Consider the following 23,225-nt stretch of genomic DNA (forward strand, 5'->3'; position numbering starts at 1 on the left):
CTCTTTCGGTCTGGGCCGGCGGGCGCACCTGGTGGCGCGCCCGTGCCACGGGATCACGCAGCGGTAGCGGACAGGCCCACCGGCGTCTCGACGAAGGGCACGAAGCCCGGCAGCGCCTCGATCCGGCGCAGGAAGGCGATGACGCCGGGATAGCCCGACAGGTCGACGTTTCCTTCCGGGGCGCGGGCCACGTAGCTGTAGAGCGCCACGTCGGCGATGGTCGGCGCCCCGCCCACCAGCCAGTCCCGGCCCACCAGATGGGACTCCAGGTTCTTCAGCAGGCCGTGCGCCCGGGCGATTACCTCTTGCGGGTTGTGCTTGGACCCGAAGACCGTGACCAGGCGGGCCGCCGCCGGGCCGTACGCCACCTCACCCGCCGCCACCGACAGCCAGCGCTGCACGGCGGCGGTGCCCTGCGCGTCCTCGGGCAGCCAGTCGGCGCGTCCCAGCTTGCGGGCGAGGTAGACCAGGATGGCGTTGGAGTCCGACACGACGACGCCGTCGTCGTCCAGCACCGGTACCTGGCCGAAGGGGTTCAGGGCCAGGAACTCCGGCTTCTTGTGGGCGCCGGCCGCCAGGTCGACCTCGACCAAGTCGTGCGGCACGGCCAGCAGCGAGAGAAACAGGCGCGCCCGGTGGGAGTGGCCCGACAAGGGATGGTGATAGAGCTTCATGATCCGGTTCCCGATGTTCAGGACCGGGGTCATTCCCGATCCGCGAACGCAGGGTCGCCCAATCGCCCCCTGCTGAGAATTATCGATCTCGGCACTTCATTATTACACGTGGGGTAATAATGGGGATGGCCTTCCGGGGGGCGAAATATGGCCGCCAAACCTCCAAAGCCTCGCGCATTCTCCAATACGGCACCAACCCCCGCCCCTGAAGATGTGACCACCGTCCCCCGACGGGTCGTCTCACTCAGGAGCTGAAGCCCATGGAATCCACCCCGCCCTCCCCCAGCCCGACCGTCGTGCTTGTCCATGGCGCCTGGGCCGATGGCTCCAGCTGGCGCCAGGTCATTCCCCTGCTGATGAAGAAGGGCTTGCGCGTCGTCGCCGTCCAGAACCCCACCACCTCCCTCGCCGACGACGTGGCGGCGACCCGGCGGGCGCTGAACACCATCCCCGGGCCGGTCGTGCTGGTGGGGCACAGTTGGGGCGGCACGGTCATCACCGAGGCCGGAAACGACCCGAAGGTGAAGGCGCTGGTCTATGTGGCGGCCTTCGCGCCGGGCGTGGGCCAGAGCACCGGCGACCTGGTCGGTGCGCATGCCCCGCCGCCGGCGCTGGCCAAGATCATCGACGACGGCGCCGGATTCCTGACCCTCAGCGCCGAGGGCTGGGTGCAGGACGTGGGCCAGGACCTGCCGCAGGATGAGGCCAGGCTGCTGGCGGTGCTGCAGCCGCCCCTGGCGGCCCGCACCTTCACCGACACGGTCACCGAGGCCGCCTGGTCCAGCCGCCCCAGCTGGTACATCGTTTCCGGCGACGACCGGATCGTCAGCGTCGAATTGCAGCGCAAGCTGGCCGGCCTGATGAACGCCCGCACCACCGAACTGAAGGCCAGCCATCTGTCCCTGCTGTCGATGCCGGAGGCCGTGGCCCAGGTCATCATGGAGGCGGTGGGAAGCCTGGCCGGATGACCCCGGCGGCCGTCGCGTGGGACCGGGGTGGGCCTGGGGGCGGCGGGGCCGGGTGTCAGAACCCGAATTCCAGCTGCGCCGGCGGGCCGGACGCCTCGAAACTGGAAACGGTCACCCCCAGCAGGCGCACGCCCGTGGGCAGGGGATAGACGGTGCGCACCAGTTCCACACTGACGGCGCGCAATGACTCTTGCGACACCACGGGCGCCGCCAGGGTACGGCTGCGGGTGGCCTGGCGGAAATCGCCGTACTTGATCTTCACCGTCACGGTGCGGCCGAAGGCCTGGGCCTTCTCACACCAGGCCCAGACCTCGTCCGCCATGGACAGCACGCCCTGCTCCACCGCCGCCGGCTCCGTCAAATCCTCCAGGAAGGTGGTTTCGGAGCCGGAGGATTTGCGCGGCCGGTCGGAAACCACGGGCCGGTGGTCCTCGCCATGGGCGATGGCGTGGTACCAGGGGCCGGACTTGCCGAAATGGGTCTGCAGGAAGCTGACGGTCTGGCGGCGCAGGTCGGCGCCGGTATGGATGCCCAGGCTGTTCATCTTCTCCGCCGTCACCGGGCCCACGCCGTGGAACTTGGCCACCGGCAGGTTTTCCACGAAGGCCTCGCCATGGCCGGGCGGCACGACGAACTGGCCGTTGGGCTTGCGGTGGTCGGAGGCCAGCTTGGCCAGGAACTTGTTGTAGGAAATGCCGGCCGAGGCGTTCAGCCCCGTCTCCGCCTTGATGCGGGCGCGGATTTCCGTGGCGGTGGCTGTCGCCGTGGGCAGGCCCCGGCGGTTTTCCGTCACGTCCAGATAAGCCTCGTCCAGAGACAGGGGCTCGATCAGGTCGGTGTAGTCGGCGAAGATTTCCCGGATCTGGCGGGAGATGGCGCGGTAGACCTCGAACCGGGGCGGCACGAAGATCAGCGGCGGGCATTTGCGCAAGGCGGTGGTGGAGGGCATGGCGCTGCGCACGCCATATTCCCGCGCCTCATAGCTGGCCGCCGCCACCACGCCGCGCTTGGCGCCGTAGCCCACGGCCACCGGCCGCCCGCGCAGATGCGGGTTGTCGCGCTGTTCCACCGACGCATAGAACGCGTCCATGTCGACGTGGATGATCTTGCGGATACCGGGGCTGGTCATGGCCCCGGCATCCTAGCAGATCACCTATGAACGGAAAGGGAACAGATCACAGTTGATTTGTTCCCTCACGCGCCGGGCGGCCGCATCCGCGGCCTTGGCTATCCTCGCTGCGCCCTCCGGTACTCGCTCGTGAGGCCGGCGGTCGCCGGCCTCACGAGCACATGCGGAACATCAGCGTATGCCGCTTCACTTCTCGATCTTGAATACCTGGTAGGAATGCGGCTGCACCGTCACGCCGAAATCGGTGCGGGCCGCCACGTTGTCCCGCCGGAACTTGCCGTCCTTGGGCGCCACCGCCGGCGCGGCGGCGATATCGGCGTTGGTGGACAGGTTGCGCAGGTGCACGCCTTGGCCCAGCAGCGACAGGGTCACCGACACCGGCTGGTCGCGGAAGGACTCCACCACGAAGGTGTCGTTGTCATAGGCGAACAGGCTGACATGGTCCGGGCTGTCCAGGCGCACGGGGAAGTCCTGCTGCAGGTACTTCTTGATCTCGGTCACCAGGCCCTGGGGCAGGTTGTAGAGGTCGCCCGGGTTGTCGGGCATGGTCAGGACATAGAGGACGCCCTTGGAATACCGGTTCATCAGCAGGATGGGGAAGCCCTTGGCGTTGGCCACGCCGCGGATGATGGGCCAGCTGTCGTTGGTGTAGTAGTGCACCTCGGGGAACAGCACGGGAGGGTTGTCATGCGCCGGGTCGTTCAGGCTGTCGCCGTTGCCGGCGCCGTAGCCGTTGATGAAGTCGTGGATGGCCACCTTGCGGCCCGTGTCCCACACCTCCGCGATGTCCTCGATGCCTTTCCCCTGGAGCGCGGACAGCAGGCCGGAGGTGATGACCACCGTCTTGCCCGCCACCAGGTTACCCTTGATCTCATCCACGATCTTGGGGTCCTGCGCCGCCGCCTGGGTCAGCAGGGCCACGTCGGCATTGATGGGGAACTTGGGCGACAGTTCGATCGGGATACCGATGGTGCCCAGGTAATTGTGCAGGAAATCCTCGCCGGAGGATTGGTAGGGCTTGTAGCTGGCGATGCCGATGGGCTTGCCCAGCTTGCCCAGATCCTTGTCCACCGTCTCCAGCGCATAACCGGCGGCGCGGCCCCAACCGGGGCCGGGGTCGTTGGCCTGGGGACCGGGCTTATAACCTGAGATCATCTCCTGCCAGCGGAAGCTGGTGGGCAGGCCGGCCCAGGCCTGGCGGTCACCCGGCTGCACCGCCTCCGCCTCCGACATGGGGCGCCAGTTGAACAGGGTGATCTCCGGCGCCTTGGCGAACAGCGTGTCCCACAGCTGCTCGGCATAGCGGTCGACGTAGAGGGTGGAATAGGTGTCAACCCAGCCGCCGCCGTTGCCCACCCCGCCTTTCGCGTCGGTGGGCCGGATGTTGCTGTAGTACCGGTAGATCTCATAGCTCTCGTACTGCTGCAGCAGCTGGTCGGTGATCACCGGGTCGCGCGTCTCGGTGCCGGTGTAGATGGCGTCGAAGTCCTGGGACTCCTGCTCCAGGTCGTATCCCGCCCCCTGGAAGTGCTCATACCAGTTGGGATACTTGATGATCATGCGGACCTTGGGGTTGGCCGCCTTTGCCGGCTTCAGCACCAGGTCGCGCGCCACCTGCCGCATGGTTTCCAGCCGGTACTGGGTCCAGCTGCGGTTGCCCTTGGCGGCGATGTCGGCGTCGCTCTTGCTGGCATAGAAGAAGAAATCGTCCAGGATCACGTCATCAAAGTGCTTGGCGGCCAGCGCCGCCGCCTTGGCGCATTCCTCGCGGTCGGCGGGCTTCTCATAGTCGAAGGTGCCAAACTGCCCGCCCTCGCCGCCCGCGGCCAGGGTGATGCCGCCGGACACCTGCACGCCTTTTTCCTCGAACCACTTCTTGACGCGGGTCACCTCCTCGTCGGTGGCGAAGACGTGGTTGCGGTAGACCTCAAGGTAGACCTTGTTGAAATGGGTCTGGCGCATCGCCCGCTCGAACTCGCGGTCGAAAGTGGCCTTGTCCGCCAGTTGACGGGTGCTGGTGACAGCAATGTAGATCGCTACCCGGAAGTTCTGGTAGGTCGATGGGGCCGCCTTGGCCGCCGCCGTGGGCGGCGCCAGCAGGGCGGTCAGCGGCAGGCTGAGCAAGGCGGCGCAGGCGGCAGCCTGGAACGCTCGTTTCATGGATTCACTCCCTATCGTTCATTTTTATGGTCAATCTTCCGGGTGAAAACGATTTCCAGGACTCGGAAGAAGCAATGTTAGCGGTAACGTTCCATTAATCACATTTATTCCCCCGTCGCTCAAGCCGGCAGATGCCTGCCCAGCCGAAGGGCTAGGCCCGCCGCCGTCGTCGTAGGACGAAAGACGGGCTCGCCCGCCACCAGCGGCGCGATTGACGGAGCCACCCTGTAAGACAAGGCTGTTCAGCCTAGTTTGCTGCCTGAGCAATTGCTGCCTGAGCAAAGTCCGGGCGGGCCGGATTTGCGGGTGAGGTTGGATGGCGAGGAAGGGAACGGCGGTGCGGGACGAGGTGGATGGCCGGAGCGGCATACCGTTCCCGGACGGCGACTGCGCCATCAGCGCGCGGATGCGCACCATGGACTGGTCCACCTCGCCGCTGGGTCCGGTGGCGGGCTGGTCGATCACCCTGAAGGGCGCCGTCAGCCTGATCCTGCCGGCCCAGGCCCAGATCGTCATGTTCTGGGGGCCGGAGTTCGTGGCCCTCTACAACGCCGCCTACGCCCCCACCATTGGCAACAAGCACCCCCACGCCCTGGGTCGCCCCGCCCGTGAGTATTGGACGGAGTTGTGGGACGATCTGGAGCCGCTGCTGCGACAGGCGCGCAATGGCGAAACGGTGGTGGCCAAGGACCGCCCCTTCCGCATTGAGCGCAAGGGCTATATCGAGACCGTCTATTTCGACATCTCCTACTCCCCCGCGCGCAACGAGGCGGGGGAGGTGGAGGGCGTGGTCTGCATCGTGGATGAGACGACGGACCGCGTGATGGCCCTGCAGCGCCTGCGCGACAGCGAGGCCCAGTTCCGCACCCTGGCGGAAGCCATGCCCGCGCTGGTGTGGACCGCCACACCGGAGGGAAACCTCGACTGGTTCAACCCGCATGCCTATGCCTATACCGGCGCTCCCACCGGCGCCCTGGACGGCCAGGCGTGGACATGGGTGACCCATCCGGATGACCTGGCCGGGGCCGCCGGAGGCTGGGCCGCCGCCGTAAAGGCGGGCGGGACCTACACGGCGGAGTTCCGCCTGCGCCGGGCCGACGGCATCTATCGCTGGCATCTGGCGCGCGCCGTCCCCATCCGTGACGATAGTGGCGCCATCCTGCGCTGGCTGGGCACCACCACCGATATCGAGGACCAGAAGGCCGCCGCCGAGGCACTGGCCCATATGAACGAAACCCTGGAACGCCAGGTGGCGGAGCGCACGCGGGAGCGGGACAGCGCCTGGAACAATGCCCAGGACCTGCTGCTGGTCATCAGTCCCGAGGGGATATTCCGCGCCGCCAACCCCGCCTGGCGCACCATCCTGGGCTGGGAGCCCGAGGAGCTGATCGGCAAGCACTATCTGGACCTGACGCATCCCGACGACTGCGAATTGAAGGCCAGGGCCCTGGCCCACGCCTCAAGGGAGGCGCTGAACAACGTCGAGGCCCGCTGCCGCCATCGCGATGGCAGCTATCGTTGGATCGGCTGGGTGGCGGCACCGGAGGGCGGGCTGATCTACGCCGCCGGCCGCGATGTGACGCGAGAGCGGGAACAGGCCCAAGCCCTGGAGCGGTCAGAGGCGCGGCTACGCTCCGTCTTCAACACCAGCTACCAGCATCAGGGCCTGCTGTCGCCCGAGGGCATCGTGCTCGACGCCAACCCCACCTCGCTGGCCGGCATCCGGGCGCGGCGAGAGGACGTGGTGGGCAAGCCCTTCTGGGAGACGCCGTGGTTCACCGCCACGCCGGGCATGCCCGACCTGGTGCGCACCGCCCTGCCCCTGGTGCGGGCGGGACGCACTGTGCGGCGGGAGGTCATCATCAACCTGCCCGCTGGCCGGCACATCTTCGACTTCTCATTGCGGCCGGTGCTCGACGGGGCGGGGAAAGTCATTGCCATCGTACCGGAGGCCATGGATGTGACCGCCCGTCATGCCGCCGAGGAACAGCTGCGCCAAGCGCAGAAGATGGAGGCGCTGGGTCAGCTGACGGGGGGCATCGCCCATGACTTCAACAACATGCTCATGGGCATCTCGGGTGCCGTAGAGCTGATTCGCCGGCGGGTACACGCAGGGCGCTCTGAAGGACTGGATCGCTATCTGGACGCGGCGTCAACGGCGGTGCAGCGGGCCGCAGCCCTGACCCATCGCCTGCTGGCCTTCGCCCGGCGGCAGTCGCTGGATACCCGGCCCCAGGACGTGAACGCCCTGGTCGTCAATTTCGCCGACGTGTTGCGTCGCACATTGGGGGCGGACATCACCCTGGAAACGCGGTTGGCCCCCAGCCTGTGGCCGGCCCTGACCGACGCCAACCAGTTCGAGAGCGCGCTGCTGAATTTAGCGCTGAATGCCCGTGACGCCATGCCGGGCGGGGGCCATCTGACCATCACCACCGCCAACCAGACCCTGGGCGAGAGCAGCGACGGGGCAGAGAAGCGCACCGCCGGCGATTATGTCGTGGTCCAGGTGTCGGACACGGGCACGGGCATGGTGCCCTCGGTGCGGGAAAAGGCCTTCGACCCCTTCTTCACCACCAAACCCATCGGCCAGGGCACGGGCCTGGGTCTGTCGATGATCTACGGCTATGCCCGCCAGTCCGGTGGTCATGTCCATATCGACAGCGAGGTCGGTCAGGGCACCACCGTCACCCTGACCCTGCGCCGGGCCCCGCCGGAAGAGGCGCAGGCGGCGCCGCCCGAGCCCGCCGCCCCGCCCGGGCTGGGGGAGACGGTGCTGGTGGTGGAAGATGACAGTACGGTGCGCATGCTGGTCATCGACGTGCTGGAGGACCTGGGATACCGCCATATCGAGGCGCCCGACGCGCGGGGCGCCATCCCCCACCTGGAATCCCGGCGCGCCATCGACCTGTTGGTGACCGATGTGGGCCTGCCCAACATGAACGGCCGCCAGTTGGCGGAAATCGCCCGACAGTTCCGCCCCCGGCTAAAGGTGCTGTTCATCACCGGCTATGCCGAGAACGCCACGGCCCGCGCCGGCTTCCTGCAGCCCGGCATGGACATCCTGGCCAAGCCCTTCACGCTGGAAGCCCTGGGCACCAAGGTCCGCGAGATGCTGAGGGCATAGGCCCTCGCCCCCACGACAAAAAAGCCCGTGGCCGGAGCCACGGGCTTTTGATGGATGCGAATGGGCCCACGCCGGCCGGATCACGACACCGGACGCACCAGCTCCAGCTGGTCGCCGACCCGGCGCAGGCGCAGTTCCAGGGCCTGCTGACCGGCGCCGCGCGGCACGGACACGACGGTCTCCTGGTCCGGGGCGAGGGTGGACACGAAACGGACGGTGCTGGCCGGGTCCTGAGTTCCGGCGGTCACCACCACCTGATACCCGGCCTGGGTCGGATGGTAGTAAAGGTTGACGTCGACGGCGTCGAACTTGGCCTTCAGGGCCGTGTCGGCGGACAGCGTCTCGGAGCGGGCCATGGTCGCCAGGCCCACGGCCCCGGCGACGACGGCGGAAAACAGGATGGAGTGGGCGGCGATGGAGCGGGACATGGCGGACCTCGGATGACGACGGATGGCAGCGCATGCTGCAACTGCGAACTAAAATATGGCACCTGCGAGATAATAGACAACGGTGTCAGTCGCTCGGCCGCCATGCGAGTCACGAAGACCATGCCAGGGCGCGTTGGCCCATAACGCGACAGCCGCCCGGCGGCGCCACCGGGCGGCTGTCATCATGGGAAGGGGCGGCGGCGTCAGGTGGCCGGCGGTGAAGACAGCGGAACGGCCGGCGGCTCCGTGGACAGCGCCGTCGCGTGGATGGCGCGGATAAGGTCGCTCTTCACGGCGGCCACGATGTCGTCGGCGGTGGAGAAGCCCACCACCACATCCAGCGCACGGCTGTCACCGGTGCGGTCGAATAGGACGGTGGGATTGGGCTGGATGCGCGGGTCGGCGGCCACGATACGGCGCACTGCCTCGGCCACGCTATCCAGGTCGCTGGTTTCCGGAATGCGAAAGCGCAGCTCGCCAGCGTGGGCCGGGGTGGGGTGGACGCTCATGTTGCGCAACGCCTGGCCCCACACGCTGTTGTTGGGGATGATGATCTGGATCTGGTCGTCGGAGATCAGTTCGGTCCAGAACAGCGAAAGGTCGCGCACGGTCCCGGTGGCACCACCGACCTGCACCTTGTCGCCGATCTTGAAGGGCCGGAAGATCAGCAGCATGACGCCGGCCGCCAAGCTGGACAGGGTACCCTGCAGCGCCAGGCCGATGGCCAGGCCGGCGGCACCAATGACGGCGACCAGACTGGCCGTCTGGATGCCGAATTGGGCCAGCACCGCCAGCACGGTCAGCGTCAGCACAGCGTAGCGCGCCAAGCTGGCGAAGAAACCGCGCAGCATGGCGTCGAACTGCGGGGTGCGGCCCAGGACGGCCGTGACGATGCGGCTGACCTTGCCCGACAGCCACAGGCCGATCAGCAGGATCAGGATGGCCGCCAGAAGGTTGACGCCGTTGGTCACGACCCAGGGAATGAGGGCGTTGAGGCTGACCAGGAACGCCTGGGTCTTCTGGTCCACGGTATCCAGCGCGGGGATATCCACTGCGAGCAAATTCAAGTGCATGCACGACCCTCCGGTTGGCGATGTGGGCGTGAAGAACATAGGGAAGGCGGTCGGGTTCCGCCAGCCTTGGCCATGCCAAAGGACCGAACCGGGGTCCTCCTGGCCAATCTCCCGGGGCCCAAAAAGCAAAACCCCCGCCTGCGCAATGCGGGCGGGGGTTTCGTATTCTCCTGGCCGGCGCCGTGCGCCCAGGACGGCCCGAAGGGCGGCCCGAGCCAGGGGGTGGATCGGCTGCCCAGCGCCGCGGCGCTGGCCGCATGGCCGGCCCCGGTGGCGTCGGACGCCCATGGCGGCCCGGATCTGCGGCGGGACAACGGGCGCCTCAACAGCCAGCTGAAGGGGATCGCGCACCTGTCCTTCTGGCCGGCGCCGAAGGCGTCGGACGCCTCCGGGGGGGGGCAAGCGGTACGGACGGGCGGCCGGCGGTCGAACCTAGTGGACAGCGCGCACCTGGCACCATGGCCGGCCCCCACGGCCACGGATGCGACGCGGGGCAGCCCGGAGACGAACGAGGCCAAGGCGGCGCGGGGCCGGAACCCGGGGATGACGCTGATCGACGTGGCGGCACTCTCCCATTGGGCATCGCCGGCGGCCCGGGATTATCGCTTCGCGAACGCGGAAGCTACCCGGGGCGGCGGGAAGCAATTCGGGCAGCTCAACAACCAGGCCCGACATCTGGCTTCTGGGCCGACGCCGACTGGATCGAATGCCGGGATGGCAAGTGGCGTCCAGTTGAACCCGGCTCATTCCCGCTGGCTCATCGGGCTCCCGCCCGTGTGGGACGACTGCGCTGTTACGGCAATGCGCTCTGTGCGGAAACGGCCATCGGCTTCCTCCGCGCCTGCCTTGCCGCCGGCTTATGAGGAGCGCTGATCATGGGCATCCCCCCACACCGTGAACCGGAAACCCAGGCCGAGCGGGAAGTCGCCATGGCCATGATCCTGGTCCGCCAAGCCTACGACCAGATACGCGAGAAATTTCCCGCCCTGCCAGACACGGCCGTCAGCGTCGGCCTGATCAATGTCGGCACCCAGCTGGGCGTCGACCAGGTCGGCGCCCGTGGCTGCGCGGACTACCTCCGTGGATGTGCCGCCCTCATCGCTCCGATGAACTGAAGGAGGGAACATGCCTGCCACCCTTGCCCTGGGCCGGCTGCTGGTGCAGCTGCGCAGCAAGCGCGCCCTGACCACCGGTGATCGCGTGCGGGCCCGCCGCGACCTGGTCGCCGCCATGAATGGCCAGGAGCAGCCGGTGGATCGCGCCATGGCGGAGGCGATCCTGCACAACGTGCTGGCCGAGCTGTCCGACATGGGTTTCAGCAACGCCGACCTGGTCGAGATGTTCAATGCCGGCGCCCTGGATCGCACCGGACCTGTCGGGGTGCGCCATGGCTGACCTGCGCGCCATCCGGGACCGGATCAGGGCGCTGCGCGCCCGTACCGTCGACAACGGCTGCACCGAGGCGGAGGCCGAAGCGGCGGCCGAGGCGGCCATGCGGCTGATGGCCGACCATAACGTGTCGGACGAAGAGGTGGAGCTGCCCGAATATGCCGAAGCGGCCGTGACCATCGGTGGCCGGCGCTCGGTGATCGACAGCCTATGGCCGCGCATCGCCCGGGTGTGCGGCTGCACCTCGTTCATCCGCCAGGAATGGGACGGTGACCGGGCCGTGGTCTATTTCGGGCTGGAACCCAACCCGGAGATCGCGGCGTACGTCCACGTCGTCTGCGCCGGCGCCATTCGGCGCGCCATCGCCGACTTCCGCAAGACGCCGGAGTACCGGCGCAAGCGGACCGTCCGCACGCGCAACGAGATGGTCCGCGCGTTCACCGACGCGATGGTCCAGCGCTTGGGCCGCCGCCTGCTGGACATGCGCTTCGGCATCGGCTGGGGAACTCTGCAAGAGCAGGGCGAAAAGGCCCTTCTTGAGCTGGAAAGCCGCTACACCCTCAAAACCCTGGCACCCATCAAGGCTGCTTCACAAGGCGCCAAGACGGCCCGCGCCCGCGCCGCCGGTCACGCGGCCGGCAGCGCCGTGAGCGTCAACATGGGCGTGGCGGGGCAGCGGGACATGAAGCTGATCGGGGGTGGGAAATGACCCGAGAGCTGACGACCATTGAACTGGAGCCGAGGCTGCGCGGGCCCCAGCGCCCGGTAAAGGGCTATGGTGGCGACCCGTTCCACACCCTATTTGAGCCGCCCTGCGCCTGGTGCGGGGCGCCAATCCAGGGCTATCACTACGTCGCGGAGAAGGTGCTGACCTGCGACGCTTGCGGCCGGGACACCTGGACGTATCTGGTCAATGACCAGGACATCGTCGTGCATGGCCTGGTCTCCGAGACTGACCTGCGCTACCTGGACTGGGCGCGGGAACAGCAACGGCCCATGCCGGTGGGGTGGCCATGACCACCGCCGCCGCCATCAAGGCCATACAGGCCTGTCGCCGCCAGGTCGCCGGCCTGGACGATGACGCGACGTGGCGCGACTTCCTGCATGCGACCGTGGGCCTGCGCAGCCTGCGCCAGATGACCGGCCCCCAGCTGGGGCGCGTGATCGACGCGCTGCACGCCCAGGGCGCGCCGAAGCGGGCGCCGCGCAGCGCCGGCCGGCCCGTGGTGGCGGATGATCCGCAATCGGTGAAGATCCGGGCGATGTGGCGGGAGCTGCACAGGATCAGCCAGGTCAAGAGCGTGACCGAGGCCACCATCGCCGGCTGGGCCAGTCGCCAGCTGGGCAAGCCTGTGGCCGACCTGCGTTTCCTGACCGGGGATGAAAAGCGGCGCCTGATCGAGGCGCTGAAGCAGTGGCATCAGCGGGTGGGGCTGGCCAATGCGTGACCAGCCCCGCACCCTGTCACAGGCCGACGTGGGCGTCGGATTGCCCCGTGCTGGCGGTGTACTCTTCCAGAACGTCGTTGGCGCCGAAGGTCATGATGACGGTGCTGCTCTGGCCATGGGCGCCACCGGCGAACAGGCCGACCACGGGAATGAACGTGGCGGCGTTCGGGGTGGCCTTGGTGAACATATACATGACCATTTTCTTGCCGCCCGCCATCGTCGTCACGCTGTTCGGCGTTCCCAGGCGCGCCACGGCCTCGGCATAGGTGGTCTTACCCTTTTCCAGGGTCGCCAACTGATCGGACTTCACTTCGGTGCCGCTGCTCACGCAGCCGCCCAGGGCCAGTATGGCGGCCAGCAATATGACTTTGCGCATAATATCGACTCCCCCACGGTTGCAATGGAGCGCCGACACTACCGCAAGGTGGTGATGACGACCAGGGGGCGCGGATGAGCCAGACGGACCTCTTTGGTCAGCTGATCGGCTTGGTGGGCTTTCGCGCCGCCATGGACCTGTCGCGCCATTGGGGTGGCCGCTCGCTCTACATCCCGAAGCAGCCCAGCCCGGGCAGCCCCCTGGTCGCGGTGGTGGGGGCCGCCGCCGCGGCGAAGCTCGCGCGCGAATATGGCGGGGCCGACTTGGCCATCCCGATCACGCAAGGCAAGCGCGCCAGGGTTTGGCACCTGCGGCGGCAAGGCATGTCCGTGGCCCAGATCGCGCGGGTCATGGGCTATACCGAGCGCGCCATTTACTACATCCTGGCCGAGCCTGATCCTGACCCCGAAGCCCCCCCGCTTCTTGCGCTGTTGGGCAAGGTCTGACAGGCTGCACCCCGGCGCCGACCAGGTCGCGCCTTCCCCCCTGAAAAATTTCAGCCGCCACCCGGCCGCCGCCAATGGGCACTTTGAGGTCTCTTAAGACCCTCTCGTGACCCCCAGGTGGACCGTGGCCGACCCCATCTTTCAGCAGCTGCGCGTGCGCGTGGTTCAGGCCGCCCTGGCCTCGCTGGGGCTGGATAGCGCGGCGGCCATCAATCTGGTGCTTGGCACGGCCGCGCAGGAAAGCGCCTGCCGTTACCTGGCGCAGTATCCGACCGGCCCGGCGCTGGGGTTCTGGCAGATCGAGCCCGCGACCCATGATGATCTGCTGACCAGCACGCTGGTGTCTCAGCCCAAGCTGGCCACAGGGCTGGCCGCCCTGGCGGCGCCGGGTGACCGCGTCGACCAGCTGGCCTGGAACCTGCGCTATGCCGCCGCCGTCTGCCGCCTGCTGTATTGGCGGGCGCCCCGGCCGTTGCCGGAGGCCGACGACCTGGTCGCACTGTCCCGCTACTGGAAGGACTTCTACAACACCCCCAAGGGGGCCGGTACGCCGGAGGAGTTCCAACGCAACTACCTCACCCACATCGGAGCCCCGTTATGACGCGCATCGCCCGCCGCATGGCCGGCATGGCCGTTTTGTGCCTGCTGACCATCAGCCCCTTCTACACGGTCGCCGCTATCGCGGCCGATGCCGTGGCCACGGCCCCGGCTGCCATCGTCACCGCGCCCAGCACCAGCGTGGACTTCGCCGCCTGGGTTTCCGGCATCATGGACGTCATCTTCGGCGTGGTGACGCCCGTCGCGATCTGGCTGGCCCACCGCGCCATGACGCTGGCCGAGGGCTGGCTGGGGATGAAACAGGATGACAAGCACTTCGCCTGGCTGGACAGCGCCATCTCCGCCGCGCTGGGCCTTGCCCGGTCCCGCCTGGACGAGGCCCTGCAGGGCAAGACGACGGTGGACGTGCACAACGCCCTGGCGGCCTCCACCGCCCAGCTGGTCATGGAGATGGTGCCCAGCTCCGCCGCCCACCTGGGGCTGACCAAGGCGGATATCGAAAGTCGCGTGCTGGGCATGCTGGGCCTGGACCTGCCGCCCATCCAGACGGTGGAGAGCCCGGCGCCCGCGCCGGAAATCAAGACAATGGCCATTGAGGGGGTGGGGCCCGATTTCGCCGCCTTCTTCAAGGACGAACTCAAGCAGGTCGTCGCCCAGCTGGTGGCTGCCAAGGTGTCCCCGCAGAACGACGTGACGGCCGGCTCTGCGACCACGCCGGCCCCGGCCGGCGCCCCGGCCTGATCATGGGCGCGGGGATCTGGATCGCCCTGGGCGTTTTCGCCCTGGGCGGGGTGGCCATGGGCCTCCTTCTTTTCCTGGGGAAGCGCTGGGGAGCGCAGTCCCAGGCGACCGCCGACGCCACCCATACCGAGGCCAGTACCGATGCCATGCTTCAAGCCGCTGTGGCCCCTGGCCATGATCCCGCTGCTGTTGACCGCAGCCTGCGCGACGGCAGTTTCTGACAGCTGCCCCGCCCTGGTGCAGTACGACCGCCCCTTCATGGCGGCGGCTGCGGATGAGCTGGCGGCCCTGCCGCCAGGATCCAAGCTGCGGATCATGATCCAGGACTACGGCACCGCCCGTGCGCAGATCCGGGCCTGCCGAGGGGCGCGGTGATGGACTGGCTGGACGAAGCGAACCGCTGGCTGCCCCTGGCCTCTTTCCTGGCGCCCGGAATGCTGATCATCGGCGGCCTGGCCATCAAGGGCAAGCTGGCGACCAAGGATGACCTCAACCGGCTGTCGGCGGAGCGCACCGCCAGCGACACGGCCTTCAAGGAAAGGCTGGACAAGCTGGAGGGGCATTGGGGCGACCGCGTCGGCGCGGTCGAGAAGGCCTCCGAAAAACGCATGGCCGCCGTGGAGGCGACCTGCGCGGCCGTACAGGCCGAGATCAGGCACCTGCCCGACCAGGACGCCCTGGGCGAGCTGCGGGACCGCATCGCCGGCGTCGAGGCCAACGTGAAGGGGCTGAGCGCCGGGATAGACGGCCTGCGCGAGGTTCTGGAGCGTATCGAACGGCCCCTGGACCTGTTGATGAAGCACCATCTGAAGGGCGATTGAACGATGAGCGTGAGTATTCAACAGGACTGGGTGGCGGGGCGCCGTCTATACCTGCTGCGCTACATGGAAGAAGTCGGCGGAAGCGCGCTGGAGAGCCTGATCATGAACGCCATGATGCGCGCTTTCGACCGTGAAGGGCGCGGTACCATCCTTCGGGACATCGACCACCTGGTGGCGGAGCGCTGCCTGGAGGAAGAGCACATCACCACGGGCGACGGGGCCACGAGCCTGCGCAAGCTGACCCTGACGGTTCCCCGTGGCGAGGACGCCGCCTATGGCCGGGGCGACCCGGTGCCGGGTGTCCAGCATAGCCGCTGGAAGCGCTAAGATGTCCAAGGGGTCCACCCTCAAGGCGCTGCCGCCCGCTGTCCTGGCGCAGGTCAACTTTATGATCGGGGAAGGTGGGTGGACCATCGACCAGATCGTGGACTACCTGTCCGACGCCGGCCATCCGCGCTCCCGCTCCGCCGTGGGGCGGCATGCCCAGCGCATCAACCAGGTGGCGGAGAAGCTGCGCCAGTCGCGCGAGATCACCGAGGCGGTGGTGCGGGAAATGGGCCCGGCCGCCGCAGATGGCCGGCAGGGCCGCTTCCTGGTGGAGGTGCTGCGCAACCTGGTGGGCGAAACACTCATGCGCCGCGTGACGGCCGGCGGTGACGAGGACGCGTTCGACGCCGAGGGGTTCATGCTACTCGCCAAGGCGCTGAAGGACATGAGCGCCGCCACGCGATATGACCAGGATTTCGATCTGAAGTCGCGCAAGGCCCACGCCGAGGAAGTGGCGCGCATCGCCAAGGAGCAGGCGGAGAGTGCCGCCAGCGAGGCCACCAATCGCGGCATGACCGATGATCAGGTCGACTTCATCCGCGCGAAAATCCTGGGCGTGAAGCTGCCGACCGAGGCTCGGTGATGACGGAGATCGTCACCTATGAGGAGCCGCTGGAGCCGGAAGAACAGCGGCAATTGCTTGACTTGGTCGAGGAAATCCAGGCCACGCGCGAGGGCACCAAGATGCCCACCGCGCAGATCCCTGAGGTGTTGCTGGGCTATCAGTCGCGGTGGATCGCAGACCTGACGCCGGTGCGCATTGGCGAGAAATGCCGCCGCGTGGGCTGGACCTGGGGCGGCCTCGCCTGCGAAGGCGTGTTGGAAGCTGGCGCCCAGAAGGGCATGGACCAGTTCTACATGGGCTACAACAAGGAAATGGCGGCCGAGTATATCGGCGACTGCGCCTTCTTCGCCCGCGCCTTCGAAAACGCGCTGAACACCACGGCGTTCACGCCCAGCCCAATCAGCGTGTCGCGCCAGGTGGTGCTGATCGACAACGAGCGGCGGGACATCGTCCGCTACTCCATCAGGCTGGCCAGCGGCTACAAGATCGAGAGCCTATCGAGCAATCCCCACAACTGGCGTGGCCGCCAAGGCCATGCCCGCATTGACGAAGCCGCTTTCCATGAACGGCTGGGCGAGGTGGTCAAGGGCGCCATGGCCTTCCTGATGTGGGGTGGCCGGGTCAGCATCGTGTCCACCCATAACAAGGAAGACAGCGAGTTCAACGGCTATTGCAAGCTGGCCGCCGCGAAAAAGCTGCCGTGGTCGCACCATAAGACCACCTTCGATGATGCCTTGCGCGATGGCTTCTATAAGCGAGTATGCCTGATCAACGGCTGGACCTGGTCGAAGGAAAAGGAAGAGCAGTACCGCGCGGACACCTATGCCGGATATCCGGACCAAAGCCACGCCCAGGAAGAGCTGGACTGCATCCCGACCAAAGGCGGTGGCGCCTATTTCACCCGCGCCCATTTCGAAGCATGCTGGGATGCCACCGTTCCAGTGCGCCAGTTGGCAAAACCGCCCACTTTCTTCCTCGATGAGAACCGCATCGCGATCATCGAGGCGTGGATTAAGGATCAGATCCAGCCGGTGATCGACAACATCCCCGATGGTGGGCGGGTCACGCTTGGCATGGACTTCGGCCGTGACGGCGACCTGTCTGTTATCTGGATCCTGCGGGAGATCGGCCCCGGCAAATGGCGGACCGTGGTTGTGATCGAACTGCGGACCATGCCGTTCGATTGCCAGCGCGCCATCGTCTATTGGCTGTACGACAACCTGCCCCTGTTCTGGCACGGCATGTTCGACGCCCGCGGCAACGGCCAGCAGCTGGCGGAGGAAGCCCAGCAGAAATATGGATTGAACAAGGTCACCTGCGTCAAGGCCACGCCGGAATTCTACGCCCAAGCGTTCCCGCCGTACCGCGCCGCCTATGAGGACAAGTCCATCATCGTGCCGATGTCTGAGGACATCCTGGCGGACCATCGCCGCGTGGTGCTGAACAAGGGGCGCCCGACGATGGATGACGGCAGGGACAAGGGCAGTGACGGCATGCCCCGTCACGGTGACAGCGCCGTGGCCGGGTTGCTGGCCCATGAGGCCGGCCGGGAAAAGGTGACGCCCTCGATCCTTGAGCATTACCGGCGTCAGGCCGAGGCGCTGAGGAAACAGCATGAAGAGGCCGCGAAGGCGGCGGGAGAGCATCATGGCGCGTGAGGGTGGCCGGCAGATCGAACCGGGCATTGTGGCCCGGGTGGCGCAAGGCCTGCGCTATGCGGTGACGGGACAACGGCCCCAGGATTGGTTCGGGCCGCTGCAGCCGCTGCCGCCGGTGGCGCCCCCCAGCGTGCGCGGGCGGCAGTTCGATTTCCAGTCGGGCTTTAACCTGAATACCCAGCCTCGGGTGCTGGAGCAGGTGAGCTTTGCCCAGATGCGGGCCCTGGCCGAGAATTACGACGTCCTGCGGCTGGTGATCGAGAACCGGAAGAAGAAGATGGCCCGGTGCCAGTGGTCCATCAAACCCCGGTCCACCACGGGCCGGGCCGATGATCCGCGCATCGAAAAGATGATCACGATGCTGCGGCGCCCCGACGGCGTGCACAGTTGGAGCGTCTGGCTGAAGGGGCTTCTGGACGATCACCTGGTGATCGATGCCGCGACCATCTGGCCGTCGCGCACCTTGGGCGGCGATCTGTTGGCGCTTGAGCTGGTGGACGGTGCCACCATCAAGCCAATCCTGGACGAAAAGGGGCGCCGCCCCCGGGCGCCCAATCCCGCCTATCAGCAGGTGCTGAAGGGCCTGCCGGCCGTCAACTACCGGGCGGACGAACTGCTGTACCTGCCGGGCAACATCCGCCCCTACAAGGTCTATGGCTATAGCCCGGTCGAGTGGATCATCACGACGGTGAACCTGGCGCTGCGGCGGCAGTTGCATAAGCTGGAATTCTATACCGAGGGCACCGTCCCGGACGCCATTTCCGGCGTGCCGGATACCTGGAGGCCTGACCAGATCAAGGAATTCCAGGACTATTTCGACACGCTGTTGAGCGGCCAGACCGGCGCGCGACGCCGCGTGCGCTTCGTGCCGTCCGCCATGGGCAAGAGCTTCGTCCAGACCAAGGAAGCCGCCCTGAAAGACGAAATGGACGAATGGCTGGCGCGGCTGTGCAGCTATGCCTATGACGCCACGCCGCAGTGGGCCGTCAAAGAGATGAACAGGGCGTCGGCCGGCACCGCCAAGGACCAGGACGATGAGGGCCTGGAGCCCACCCAGCAATGGGCGAAGGAGGCCATGGACGAAGTACTGGCCATGGCGGGCTGCGCCGACCTGGAGTTCGCATGGGAGCGGCGGCACGACGTCGACCCGCTGGTGCAGGCGCAGGTCGACAAAATCCACCTTGAAACAGGCGTGAAGGTCATCAACGAGGTGCGCGCGGGCCAGGGATTGGAAGCCCGCCCTGACGGCAACACCCCTCTGCTGATGACCGGTAGTGGCGCCGTTCGGCTGGAAGACGTGCTGGAGCCGCCGCCGGTACCCACGCCGCTGCAGCAGGCGGATGATCCACAGCTGGGCGATCTGGGCGGCGGCGACGGCACGGGCCAGAAGCTGACCACCGAAGAGAAGCCCAACCAAGGTGGCGGCAACCAGAATGGTAAGGGCGCCCGCGCCCCGCTGGCCAAGGCGGCCGGTAGCCGGTTGACCATCAATCACGAGCGTCCAATCCGCCATTTCGCCGAGGGGCAGCTGACCCACCAGCTGGTGGCGTTCCTGGCCGACGAAGGCCGCGCCTCGGCCGACCGAGCCGCCGCCGCGATGCCCGAGCTGGCCAAGCTGGCCAAGGCTGCCGGCGATCCGGGAGAACCGACTGTTCCGGCCGAGGCTGGTGCCGCCGCGCAGGCCGGCGCCGAAGGAGCGGCGGTTGACGCGGCCATTGAAAGCGTGGTGGACGCGGCGCTGGATATCGCTGCCTGGCGCAACGCCGTTGCCCAGATGGTGACGGTGCTGAAAACGCTGACGACGGATGGCGCCGACCAGGCGATCACCGGCGTGTCGCTCAGCAGCGGCGCGCGGTCTGCCGGCGCCCCTAAATCGTCCGTGAAGAGCGCCACCAATCTGGCCAACGCCCGTGGCGTGGCCTGGGCGGAAGCGCATGGCGCCGAGTTGGTGACAGGGCTTAGCAACACCACCCGCGACGCCCTGCGTCGCAAGATCGTCCAGGCGGAGCAAGAGGGGTGGAGCGTCGAGCGACTGAAGCGGGCCATCATCGAGGACTACGCGTTTTCGCCAGCCCGCGCCCGGCTGATCGCCAAGACGGAACTGTCCGATGCTGATCACATGGGCAACCTGATCGGCTGGCGCGCGGCGAATGAGGCGATGGGCGCCGGCTTGCGCAAGGGATGGGTCCTGGGGCCGAATGAGGTGCACTGTCCGGCGTGCCTGGCCAATGCCGAGGCTGGCCCCCTGGATCTGGATGAACCGTTCCCGTCCGGTGATGTCGCCCCGACCGCGCACCCACATTGCGATTGCGACCTGGAGGCCGTGCCGCCTGACGACACCTCCATTCAGAAAGGGTGGCGACGGAGCGGGGACACTCCATTCTGAGGTGATCCGGGTGATGGCGACCCGACCTATGTCTTTAAGAGGCGGATAAGAGCCCTAAGAGGCGGTCACTGAGCGGGGTCCCGTCATTTGGCTGGGGTGGGAAGGCCCTAAATCGGCCTCCCCCTTCCAGCGGCCTGAAAAACGGGGGTGGTTGCGTAGGCGATCAACCGGTGCCACCATCCGGACGGCCGCCCCGTTCCAAGGCGCCTCCCCCCTGAAATAGTTCATCATTAACCGGGTATGCCGCCATCCATAGGCTGTCCTTCGTCATCCAGACGAGGACGCCCGCATGTTCATTCCCCTTTCCAAGGCCTTTGAGGCCAAGCGGCAGCTGATCGGCCGCATTGATGAAACGCCGGACCGCGACGGCGAGGTCTTCGACTACGACAGTTCCAAGCCGCTGTTCGAGGCCTGGTCCGGTGCCCTGGCCAAGGCCAGCGACGGCAAGAACCTGGGCAACGTGCGGGCCATGCACGGCCGCGTCGCCGCCGGCCTGCTATCGGCCATCCATTTCGATGATGCGGCCAAGGCCATCGAGTTCGTCTGCGATGTCGTGGATGACGCCGAATGGGCCAAGGCGCAGCGTGGCGTCTACACCGGCTTCAGCCCCGGCGGCGGCTATGTCCGCAAATGGCAGGACGGCGCCCACAAGCGCTATACCGCCAACCCCACCGAAATCTCCCTGGTCGACCTGCCCTGCATCCCCACCGCCACCTTCACCTTCGTGAAGATGGCCGGTGATGAGGTGGCCATGCCGTTCGAGAACGGCGAGCTGGCCAAGATGCAGGGCCGCGTGACCACCCTGGAGGGCGAGCTGGCCAAGGCGGCCGGCGACCTGGCCAAGGTGCGGGGCGAACTGACTGGCGCCCAGGATATCCTGGCCAAGGTCACCGGGGAGCGCGACACGCTGGCCAAGCGCGTCAAGGAACTGGAAGGCCAGGTCGCGCCCGGCCCGCATCTTCGCACCATGGAAAAGTCGGTGGACGCCGGGGGCGTCGGTCCGACCACCGCGGCGGATGTCGAAAGCGGCACGTTCGATGAGCGCCTGGCCAAGGTCAAGGCGATGGCCCCGGGCCCGGAAAAGAGCGCCGCCCTGATGAAGATCGCGGCATTCGCCGCCGCCAACCGCGCCTGATCCCAGGCCTGACCTTTCGGAGAAACCATGAGCGATATCACCGCCCAGACGCTGGCCCTGATCAAGGCCGCGCAGACGAACCCGCAGGCGGAGCTGGCCAAGGCCACGTTCAGCCAGTCGGGCAGCCCCACCACCGGTATCACCGCCTATGATCTGGAGCCTGGCGCCAAGCTGCTCTATCCGGTGCTGACGCCGTTGCGCAACAGCATCCCCCGCGTTTCCGGCAAGGGCGGCATCCAGGCCAACTGGAAGGCCATCACCGGTGTCAACACCACCAATGTGCGCGCCGGGGTGTCCGGCGGCAACCGGGGTGGCGTCATCGCCGTCCGCACCCAGGATTATAATGCCGTCTATCGGGGCCTCGGCCTGGAGTCGACCGTGGATTTCGAGGCGGACTACGCCGCCGAAGGGTTCGATGACGCCCGCGCCCTGGCCGTCCAGGCGCTGCTGCAAAGCCTGATGATCCAGGAAGAGCAGATGATCCTGGGCGGTAACTCCGGCGTCGCTCTGGGCACGACGCCCACGCCGACGTTGTCGGGGTCCACCACCGGCGGCAGCCTGGCAGCGGCGACCTGGTCCGTGATCGCCGTCGGCTTGACGCTGGAAGGCTATCTGAACGGCTCCGTCGCCAGCGGCATCCAGGGCCAGCTGACCCGCACCAACGCGGACGGCTCCAGCGATCAGTTCGGCGGCGGTTCGGCCGCGCCGTCCACGGCGGCCACCGCGACCACCACCGGCACCACCGGCAGCGTGGCCGCGACCGTCGCCCCGATGAACGGCGCCGTGGCCTATGCCTGGTTTTGGGGGGCGTCCGGCGCCGAGGTGCTGGGCGCCATCACCACCATCAACAGCGTCGTCATCACCGCCGCCGCCGCCGGTAGCCAGACCGCCGCTTCGCTGAAGGTTTCCGGCTCCTACCAGGACAACAGCCAGAACAGCCTGTCGTTCGACGGGCTGCTGTACCAAGCGTTCAAGAGCGGCTCCAGCGCCTACGTCAAGGTCATGCCCACGGGCTCGGCCGGCGCCGGCACTCCCCTGACCGCCGATGGCGCCGGGGGTGTCGTGGAGATCGAGGCGGCGCTGAAGGCGTTCTGGGACAATTACCGCCTGTCGCCCCAGGAAATCTGGGTCAGCAGCCAGGAAGCGCTGAACATCAGCACCAAGATTTTGTCGGGCAACAGCAACGCCGCCCAGCGCTTCGTCTTCAATACCGACCAGAGCATGCTGGGTGGCGGCGTCATGGTCCGCACCTACCTGAACCGCTACAGCATGACGGGCGGCCAGACGCTGGACATCAAGCTGCACCCCAACATGCCGGCGGGCACCATCCTGTTCCGCACCACGCGGCTGCCCTATCCCCTGGCCAACGTCAACAACGTGACGCAGATGCGCATGCGGCGGGACTACTACCAGCTGGAATGGCCCCTGCGCACCCGGCGGTATGAGTACGGCGTCTACTGCGACGGCGTGCTGCAGAACTACTTCCCCCCCGCCTTCGGCGTCATCACCAACATCGCCAACGGCTAAGGCCGGCGGCGCAACAAGGTGGCGGCCGGGTCCCCGTACCCGGCCCGCATCTGGAGGCAGGTTCGAATGGCCAAGATCAAGGCGCCCAAGGGCGTCACGTCGATTTCGTGGGGCGGCCAGGAATACAAGGCCAATGCCGCTGGCAACATCTCGGTGCCGAATGACCGGCATGCGGCCATCATGGCCGAACTGGCGAGCCACGGTTTCGCGCCGCCGGATGGCGACAGCGCCGACGACGTCGGGCCGGATGGCGACAAGCAGCCAGCCGGCGACGGCACCCCGGCGAGCTGAC

25 protein-coding genes are annotated in these 23,225 nt (G+C 67.3%); 19 read left to right on the plus strand and 6 right to left on the minus strand.

The window, feature by feature from the left end; all coding sequences use genetic code 11:
* Positions 1 to 53 precede the first annotated feature (53 nt).
* A complete protein-coding gene (locus P5F91_RS18160; RefSeq protein WP_145611174.1) occupies positions 54 to 674 on the minus strand; it encodes a glutathione S-transferase family protein in 621 nt (206 codons plus the stop codon).
* 260 nt (positions 675 to 934) lie between these two features.
* Between P5F91_RS18160 and P5F91_RS18165 the strand changes: the two genes are divergently transcribed.
* The gene (locus P5F91_RS18165; protein WP_277907790.1) at positions 935 to 1,642 is read left to right on the plus strand and encodes an alpha/beta fold hydrolase; all 708 of its coding nucleotides are present in this window, start codon (positions 935 to 937) and stop codon (positions 1,640 to 1,642) included.
* A 55-nt stretch (positions 1,643 to 1,697) separates the two neighbouring features.
* Here the strand turns inward: P5F91_RS18165 and dinB are convergent, their stop codons facing one another.
* Positions 1,698 to 2,771 carry a DNA polymerase IV gene (dinB, locus tag P5F91_RS18170; RefSeq protein WP_145611172.1) on the minus strand — a complete coding sequence of 358 codons (1,074 nt, stop codon included), beginning with the start codon at positions 2,769 to 2,771 and terminating at the stop codon, positions 1,698 to 1,700.
* A gap of 186 nt (positions 2,772 to 2,957) precedes the next feature.
* Positions 2,958 to 4,931: a hypothetical protein gene (locus tag P5F91_RS18175; RefSeq protein WP_145611171.1), complete on the minus strand. Its 1,974-nt coding sequence runs from the start codon at positions 4,929 to 4,931 to the stop codon at positions 2,958 to 2,960.
* A 316-nt stretch (positions 4,932 to 5,247) separates the two neighbouring features.
* Here P5F91_RS18175 and P5F91_RS18180 point away from each other — a divergent pair, with 316 nt between their 5' ends.
* Positions 5,248 to 8,055 (plus strand): hybrid sensor histidine kinase/response regulator, encoded by a 2,808-nt coding sequence (locus P5F91_RS18180; RefSeq protein ID WP_145611170.1) that lies wholly within the window; start codon positions 5,248 to 5,250, stop codon positions 8,053 to 8,055.
* Positions 8,056 to 8,135: 80 nt separating this feature from the next.
* Here P5F91_RS18180 and P5F91_RS18185 read toward each other — a convergent pair whose 3' ends face one another.
* Together P5F91_RS18185 and P5F91_RS18190 are read right to left on the minus strand one after the other, a co-directional pair.
* The gene (locus P5F91_RS18185) at positions 8,136 to 8,483 is read right to left on the minus strand and encodes a hypothetical protein (protein WP_145611169.1); all 348 of its coding nucleotides are present in this window, start codon (positions 8,481 to 8,483) and stop codon (positions 8,136 to 8,138) included.
* A gap of 203 nt (positions 8,484 to 8,686) precedes the next feature.
* Positions 8,687 to 9,556: a mechanosensitive ion channel family protein gene (locus P5F91_RS18190; RefSeq protein WP_186454775.1), complete on the minus strand. Its 870-nt coding sequence runs from the start codon at positions 9,554 to 9,556 to the stop codon at positions 8,687 to 8,689.
* An 875-nt stretch (positions 9,557 to 10,431) separates the two neighbouring features.
* Between P5F91_RS18190 and P5F91_RS18195 the strand changes: the two genes are divergently transcribed.
* The 5 genes from P5F91_RS18195 to P5F91_RS18215 are packed head-to-tail and all read left to right on the plus strand — an operon-like array spanning position 10,432 to position 12,393.
* On the plus strand, positions 10,432 to 10,671 hold the full coding sequence (locus tag P5F91_RS18195; protein ID WP_277907791.1) for a hypothetical protein: 240 nt from the start codon (positions 10,432 to 10,434) through the stop codon (positions 10,669 to 10,671).
* A gap of 10 nt (positions 10,672 to 10,681) precedes the next feature.
* Positions 10,682 to 10,951 carry a hypothetical protein gene (locus tag P5F91_RS18200; RefSeq protein ID WP_277907792.1) on the plus strand — a complete coding sequence of 90 codons (270 nt, stop codon included), beginning with the start codon at positions 10,682 to 10,684 and terminating at the stop codon, positions 10,949 to 10,951.
* A complete protein-coding gene (locus P5F91_RS18205) occupies positions 10,944 to 11,654 on the plus strand; it encodes a DUF7168 domain-containing protein (RefSeq protein ID WP_277907793.1) in 711 nt (236 codons plus the stop codon). The genes P5F91_RS18200 and P5F91_RS18205 overlap by 8 nt, the downstream gene beginning before the upstream one ends.
* Positions 11,651 to 11,962, plus strand: a complete 312-nt coding sequence (locus tag P5F91_RS18210) for a hypothetical protein (RefSeq protein WP_277907794.1) — start codon at positions 11,651 to 11,653, stop codon at positions 11,960 to 11,962. Before P5F91_RS18205 ends, P5F91_RS18210 begins: the two co-directional genes overlap by 4 nt.
* Positions 11,959 to 12,393: a regulatory protein GemA gene (locus P5F91_RS18215; protein ID WP_277907795.1), complete on the plus strand. Its 435-nt coding sequence runs from the start codon at positions 11,959 to 11,961 to the stop codon at positions 12,391 to 12,393. The genes P5F91_RS18210 and P5F91_RS18215 overlap by 4 nt, the downstream gene beginning before the upstream one ends.
* Before the next feature lie 16 nt (positions 12,394 to 12,409).
* On the opposite strand, the gene P5F91_RS18220 is transcribed toward P5F91_RS18215, so the two are convergent.
* Complete coding sequence (locus P5F91_RS18220; protein WP_277907796.1) at positions 12,410 to 12,769, minus strand: hypothetical protein; 360 nt, start codon at positions 12,767 to 12,769, stop codon at positions 12,410 to 12,412.
* A 74-nt stretch (positions 12,770 to 12,843) separates the two neighbouring features.
* Here P5F91_RS18220 and P5F91_RS18225 point away from each other — a divergent pair, with 74 nt between their 5' ends.
* The 12 genes from P5F91_RS18225 (at position 12,844) to P5F91_RS18280 (ending at position 23,224) form a co-directional block, all read left to right on the plus strand.
* Entirely contained in the window at positions 12,844 to 13,215 is a 372-nt protein-coding gene (locus P5F91_RS18225) for a hypothetical protein (protein WP_277907797.1), read from the plus strand.
* A gap of 106 nt (positions 13,216 to 13,321) precedes the next feature.
* Positions 13,322 to 13,816, plus strand: a complete 495-nt coding sequence (locus P5F91_RS18230) for a hypothetical protein (protein ID WP_277907798.1) — start codon at positions 13,322 to 13,324, stop codon at positions 13,814 to 13,816.
* Complete coding sequence (locus P5F91_RS18235) at positions 13,813 to 14,514, plus strand: hypothetical protein (RefSeq protein WP_277907799.1); 702 nt, start codon at positions 13,813 to 13,815, stop codon at positions 14,512 to 14,514. Before P5F91_RS18230 ends, P5F91_RS18235 begins: the two co-directional genes overlap by 4 nt.
* 141 nt (positions 14,515 to 14,655) lie before the next feature.
* Complete coding sequence (locus P5F91_RS18240; RefSeq protein WP_277907800.1) at positions 14,656 to 14,889, plus strand: hypothetical protein; 234 nt, start codon at positions 14,656 to 14,658, stop codon at positions 14,887 to 14,889.
* On the plus strand, positions 14,889 to 15,335 hold the full coding sequence (locus tag P5F91_RS18245; protein ID WP_277907801.1) for a hypothetical protein: 447 nt from the start codon (positions 14,889 to 14,891) through the stop codon (positions 15,333 to 15,335). The genes P5F91_RS18240 and P5F91_RS18245 overlap by 1 nt, the downstream gene beginning before the upstream one ends.
* A gap of 3 nt (positions 15,336 to 15,338) precedes the next feature.
* Positions 15,339 to 15,662, plus strand: coding sequence for a hypothetical protein (locus P5F91_RS18250; RefSeq protein ID WP_277907802.1), 324 nt, complete (start codon positions 15,339 to 15,341; stop codon positions 15,660 to 15,662).
* A 1-nt stretch (position 15,663) separates the two neighbouring features.
* Positions 15,664 to 16,245 (plus strand): DUF3486 family protein, encoded by a 582-nt coding sequence (locus P5F91_RS18255; RefSeq protein WP_277907803.1) that lies wholly within the window; start codon positions 15,664 to 15,666, stop codon positions 16,243 to 16,245.
* A complete protein-coding gene (locus P5F91_RS18260) occupies positions 16,245 to 17,885 on the plus strand; it encodes a hypothetical protein (RefSeq protein ID WP_277907804.1) in 1,641 nt (546 codons plus the stop codon). Before P5F91_RS18255 ends, P5F91_RS18260 begins: the two co-directional genes overlap by 1 nt.
* Entirely contained in the window at positions 17,875 to 20,271 is a 2,397-nt protein-coding gene (locus tag P5F91_RS18265) for a phage portal protein (protein WP_277907805.1), read from the plus strand. The genes P5F91_RS18260 and P5F91_RS18265 overlap by 11 nt, the downstream gene beginning before the upstream one ends.
* A 289-nt stretch (positions 20,272 to 20,560) precedes the next feature.
* Complete coding sequence (locus P5F91_RS18270) at positions 20,561 to 21,406, plus strand: hypothetical protein (protein WP_277907806.1); 846 nt, start codon at positions 20,561 to 20,563, stop codon at positions 21,404 to 21,406.
* Between the two features lie 27 nt (positions 21,407 to 21,433).
* Positions 21,434 to 22,933, plus strand: a complete 1,500-nt coding sequence (locus tag P5F91_RS18275; RefSeq protein WP_277907807.1) for a hypothetical protein — start codon at positions 21,434 to 21,436, stop codon at positions 22,931 to 22,933.
* A gap of 66 nt (positions 22,934 to 22,999) precedes the next feature.
* On the plus strand, positions 23,000 to 23,224 hold the full coding sequence (locus tag P5F91_RS18280; RefSeq protein WP_277907809.1) for a hypothetical protein: 225 nt from the start codon (positions 23,000 to 23,002) through the stop codon (positions 23,222 to 23,224).
* Position 23,225: the final 1 nt, after the last annotated feature.

Origin of the sequence: Nitrospirillum amazonense, from assembly GCF_029594735.1 — a bacterium.
Lineage (GTDB): Bacteria > Pseudomonadota > Alphaproteobacteria > Azospirillales > Azospirillaceae > Nitrospirillum > Nitrospirillum amazonense.

Bases quoted from the DNA above. Each gene is read 5' to 3' on its own strand.
- P5F91_RS18160 (WP_145611174.1), bottom strand. From the start codon at position 674: ATGAAGCTCTATCACCATCCCTTGTCGGGCCACTCCCACCGGGCGCGC.
- P5F91_RS18165 (WP_277907790.1), top strand. From the start codon at position 935: ATGGAATCCACCCCGCCCTCCCCCAGCCCGACCGTCGTGCTTGTCCAT.
- dinB (WP_145611172.1), bottom strand. From the start codon at position 2,771: ATGACCAGCCCCGGTATCCGCAAGATCATCCACGTCGACATGGACGCG.
- P5F91_RS18175 (WP_145611171.1), bottom strand. From the start codon at position 4,931: ATGAAACGAGCGTTCCAGGCTGCCGCCTGCGCCGCCTTGCTCAGCCTG.
- P5F91_RS18180 (WP_145611170.1), top strand. From the start codon at position 5,248: ATGGCGAGGAAGGGAACGGCGGTGCGGGACGAGGTGGATGGCCGGAGC.
- P5F91_RS18185 (WP_145611169.1), bottom strand. From the start codon at position 8,483: ATGTCCCGCTCCATCGCCGCCCACTCCATCCTGTTTTCCGCCGTCGTC.
- P5F91_RS18190 (WP_186454775.1), bottom strand. From the start codon at position 9,556: ATGCACTTGAATTTGCTCGCAGTGGATATCCCCGCGCTGGATACCGTG.
- P5F91_RS18195 (WP_277907791.1), top strand. From the start codon at position 10,432: ATGGGCATCCCCCCACACCGTGAACCGGAAACCCAGGCCGAGCGGGAA.
- P5F91_RS18200 (WP_277907792.1), top strand. From the start codon at position 10,682: ATGCCTGCCACCCTTGCCCTGGGCCGGCTGCTGGTGCAGCTGCGCAGC.
- P5F91_RS18205 (WP_277907793.1), top strand. From the start codon at position 10,944: ATGGCTGACCTGCGCGCCATCCGGGACCGGATCAGGGCGCTGCGCGCC.
- P5F91_RS18210 (WP_277907794.1), top strand. From the start codon at position 11,651: ATGACCCGAGAGCTGACGACCATTGAACTGGAGCCGAGGCTGCGCGGG.
- P5F91_RS18215 (WP_277907795.1), top strand. From the start codon at position 11,959: ATGACCACCGCCGCCGCCATCAAGGCCATACAGGCCTGTCGCCGCCAG.
- P5F91_RS18220 (WP_277907796.1), bottom strand. From the start codon at position 12,769: ATGCGCAAAGTCATATTGCTGGCCGCCATACTGGCCCTGGGCGGCTGC.
- P5F91_RS18225 (WP_277907797.1), top strand. From the start codon at position 12,844: ATGAGCCAGACGGACCTCTTTGGTCAGCTGATCGGCTTGGTGGGCTTT.
- P5F91_RS18235 (WP_277907799.1), top strand. From the start codon at position 13,813: ATGACGCGCATCGCCCGCCGCATGGCCGGCATGGCCGTTTTGTGCCTG.
- P5F91_RS18240 (WP_277907800.1), top strand. From the start codon at position 14,656: ATGCCATGCTTCAAGCCGCTGTGGCCCCTGGCCATGATCCCGCTGCTG.
- P5F91_RS18245 (WP_277907801.1), top strand. From the start codon at position 14,889: ATGGACTGGCTGGACGAAGCGAACCGCTGGCTGCCCCTGGCCTCTTTC.
- P5F91_RS18250 (WP_277907802.1), top strand. From the start codon at position 15,339: ATGAGCGTGAGTATTCAACAGGACTGGGTGGCGGGGCGCCGTCTATAC.
- P5F91_RS18255 (WP_277907803.1), top strand. From the start codon at position 15,664: ATGTCCAAGGGGTCCACCCTCAAGGCGCTGCCGCCCGCTGTCCTGGCG.
- P5F91_RS18260 (WP_277907804.1), top strand. From the start codon at position 16,245: ATGACGGAGATCGTCACCTATGAGGAGCCGCTGGAGCCGGAAGAACAG.
- P5F91_RS18265 (WP_277907805.1), top strand. From the start codon at position 17,875: ATGGCGCGTGAGGGTGGCCGGCAGATCGAACCGGGCATTGTGGCCCGG.
- P5F91_RS18270 (WP_277907806.1), top strand. From the start codon at position 20,561: ATGTTCATTCCCCTTTCCAAGGCCTTTGAGGCCAAGCGGCAGCTGATC.
- P5F91_RS18275 (WP_277907807.1), top strand. From the start codon at position 21,434: ATGAGCGATATCACCGCCCAGACGCTGGCCCTGATCAAGGCCGCGCAG.
- P5F91_RS18280 (WP_277907809.1), top strand. From the start codon at position 23,000: ATGGCCAAGATCAAGGCGCCCAAGGGCGTCACGTCGATTTCGTGGGGC.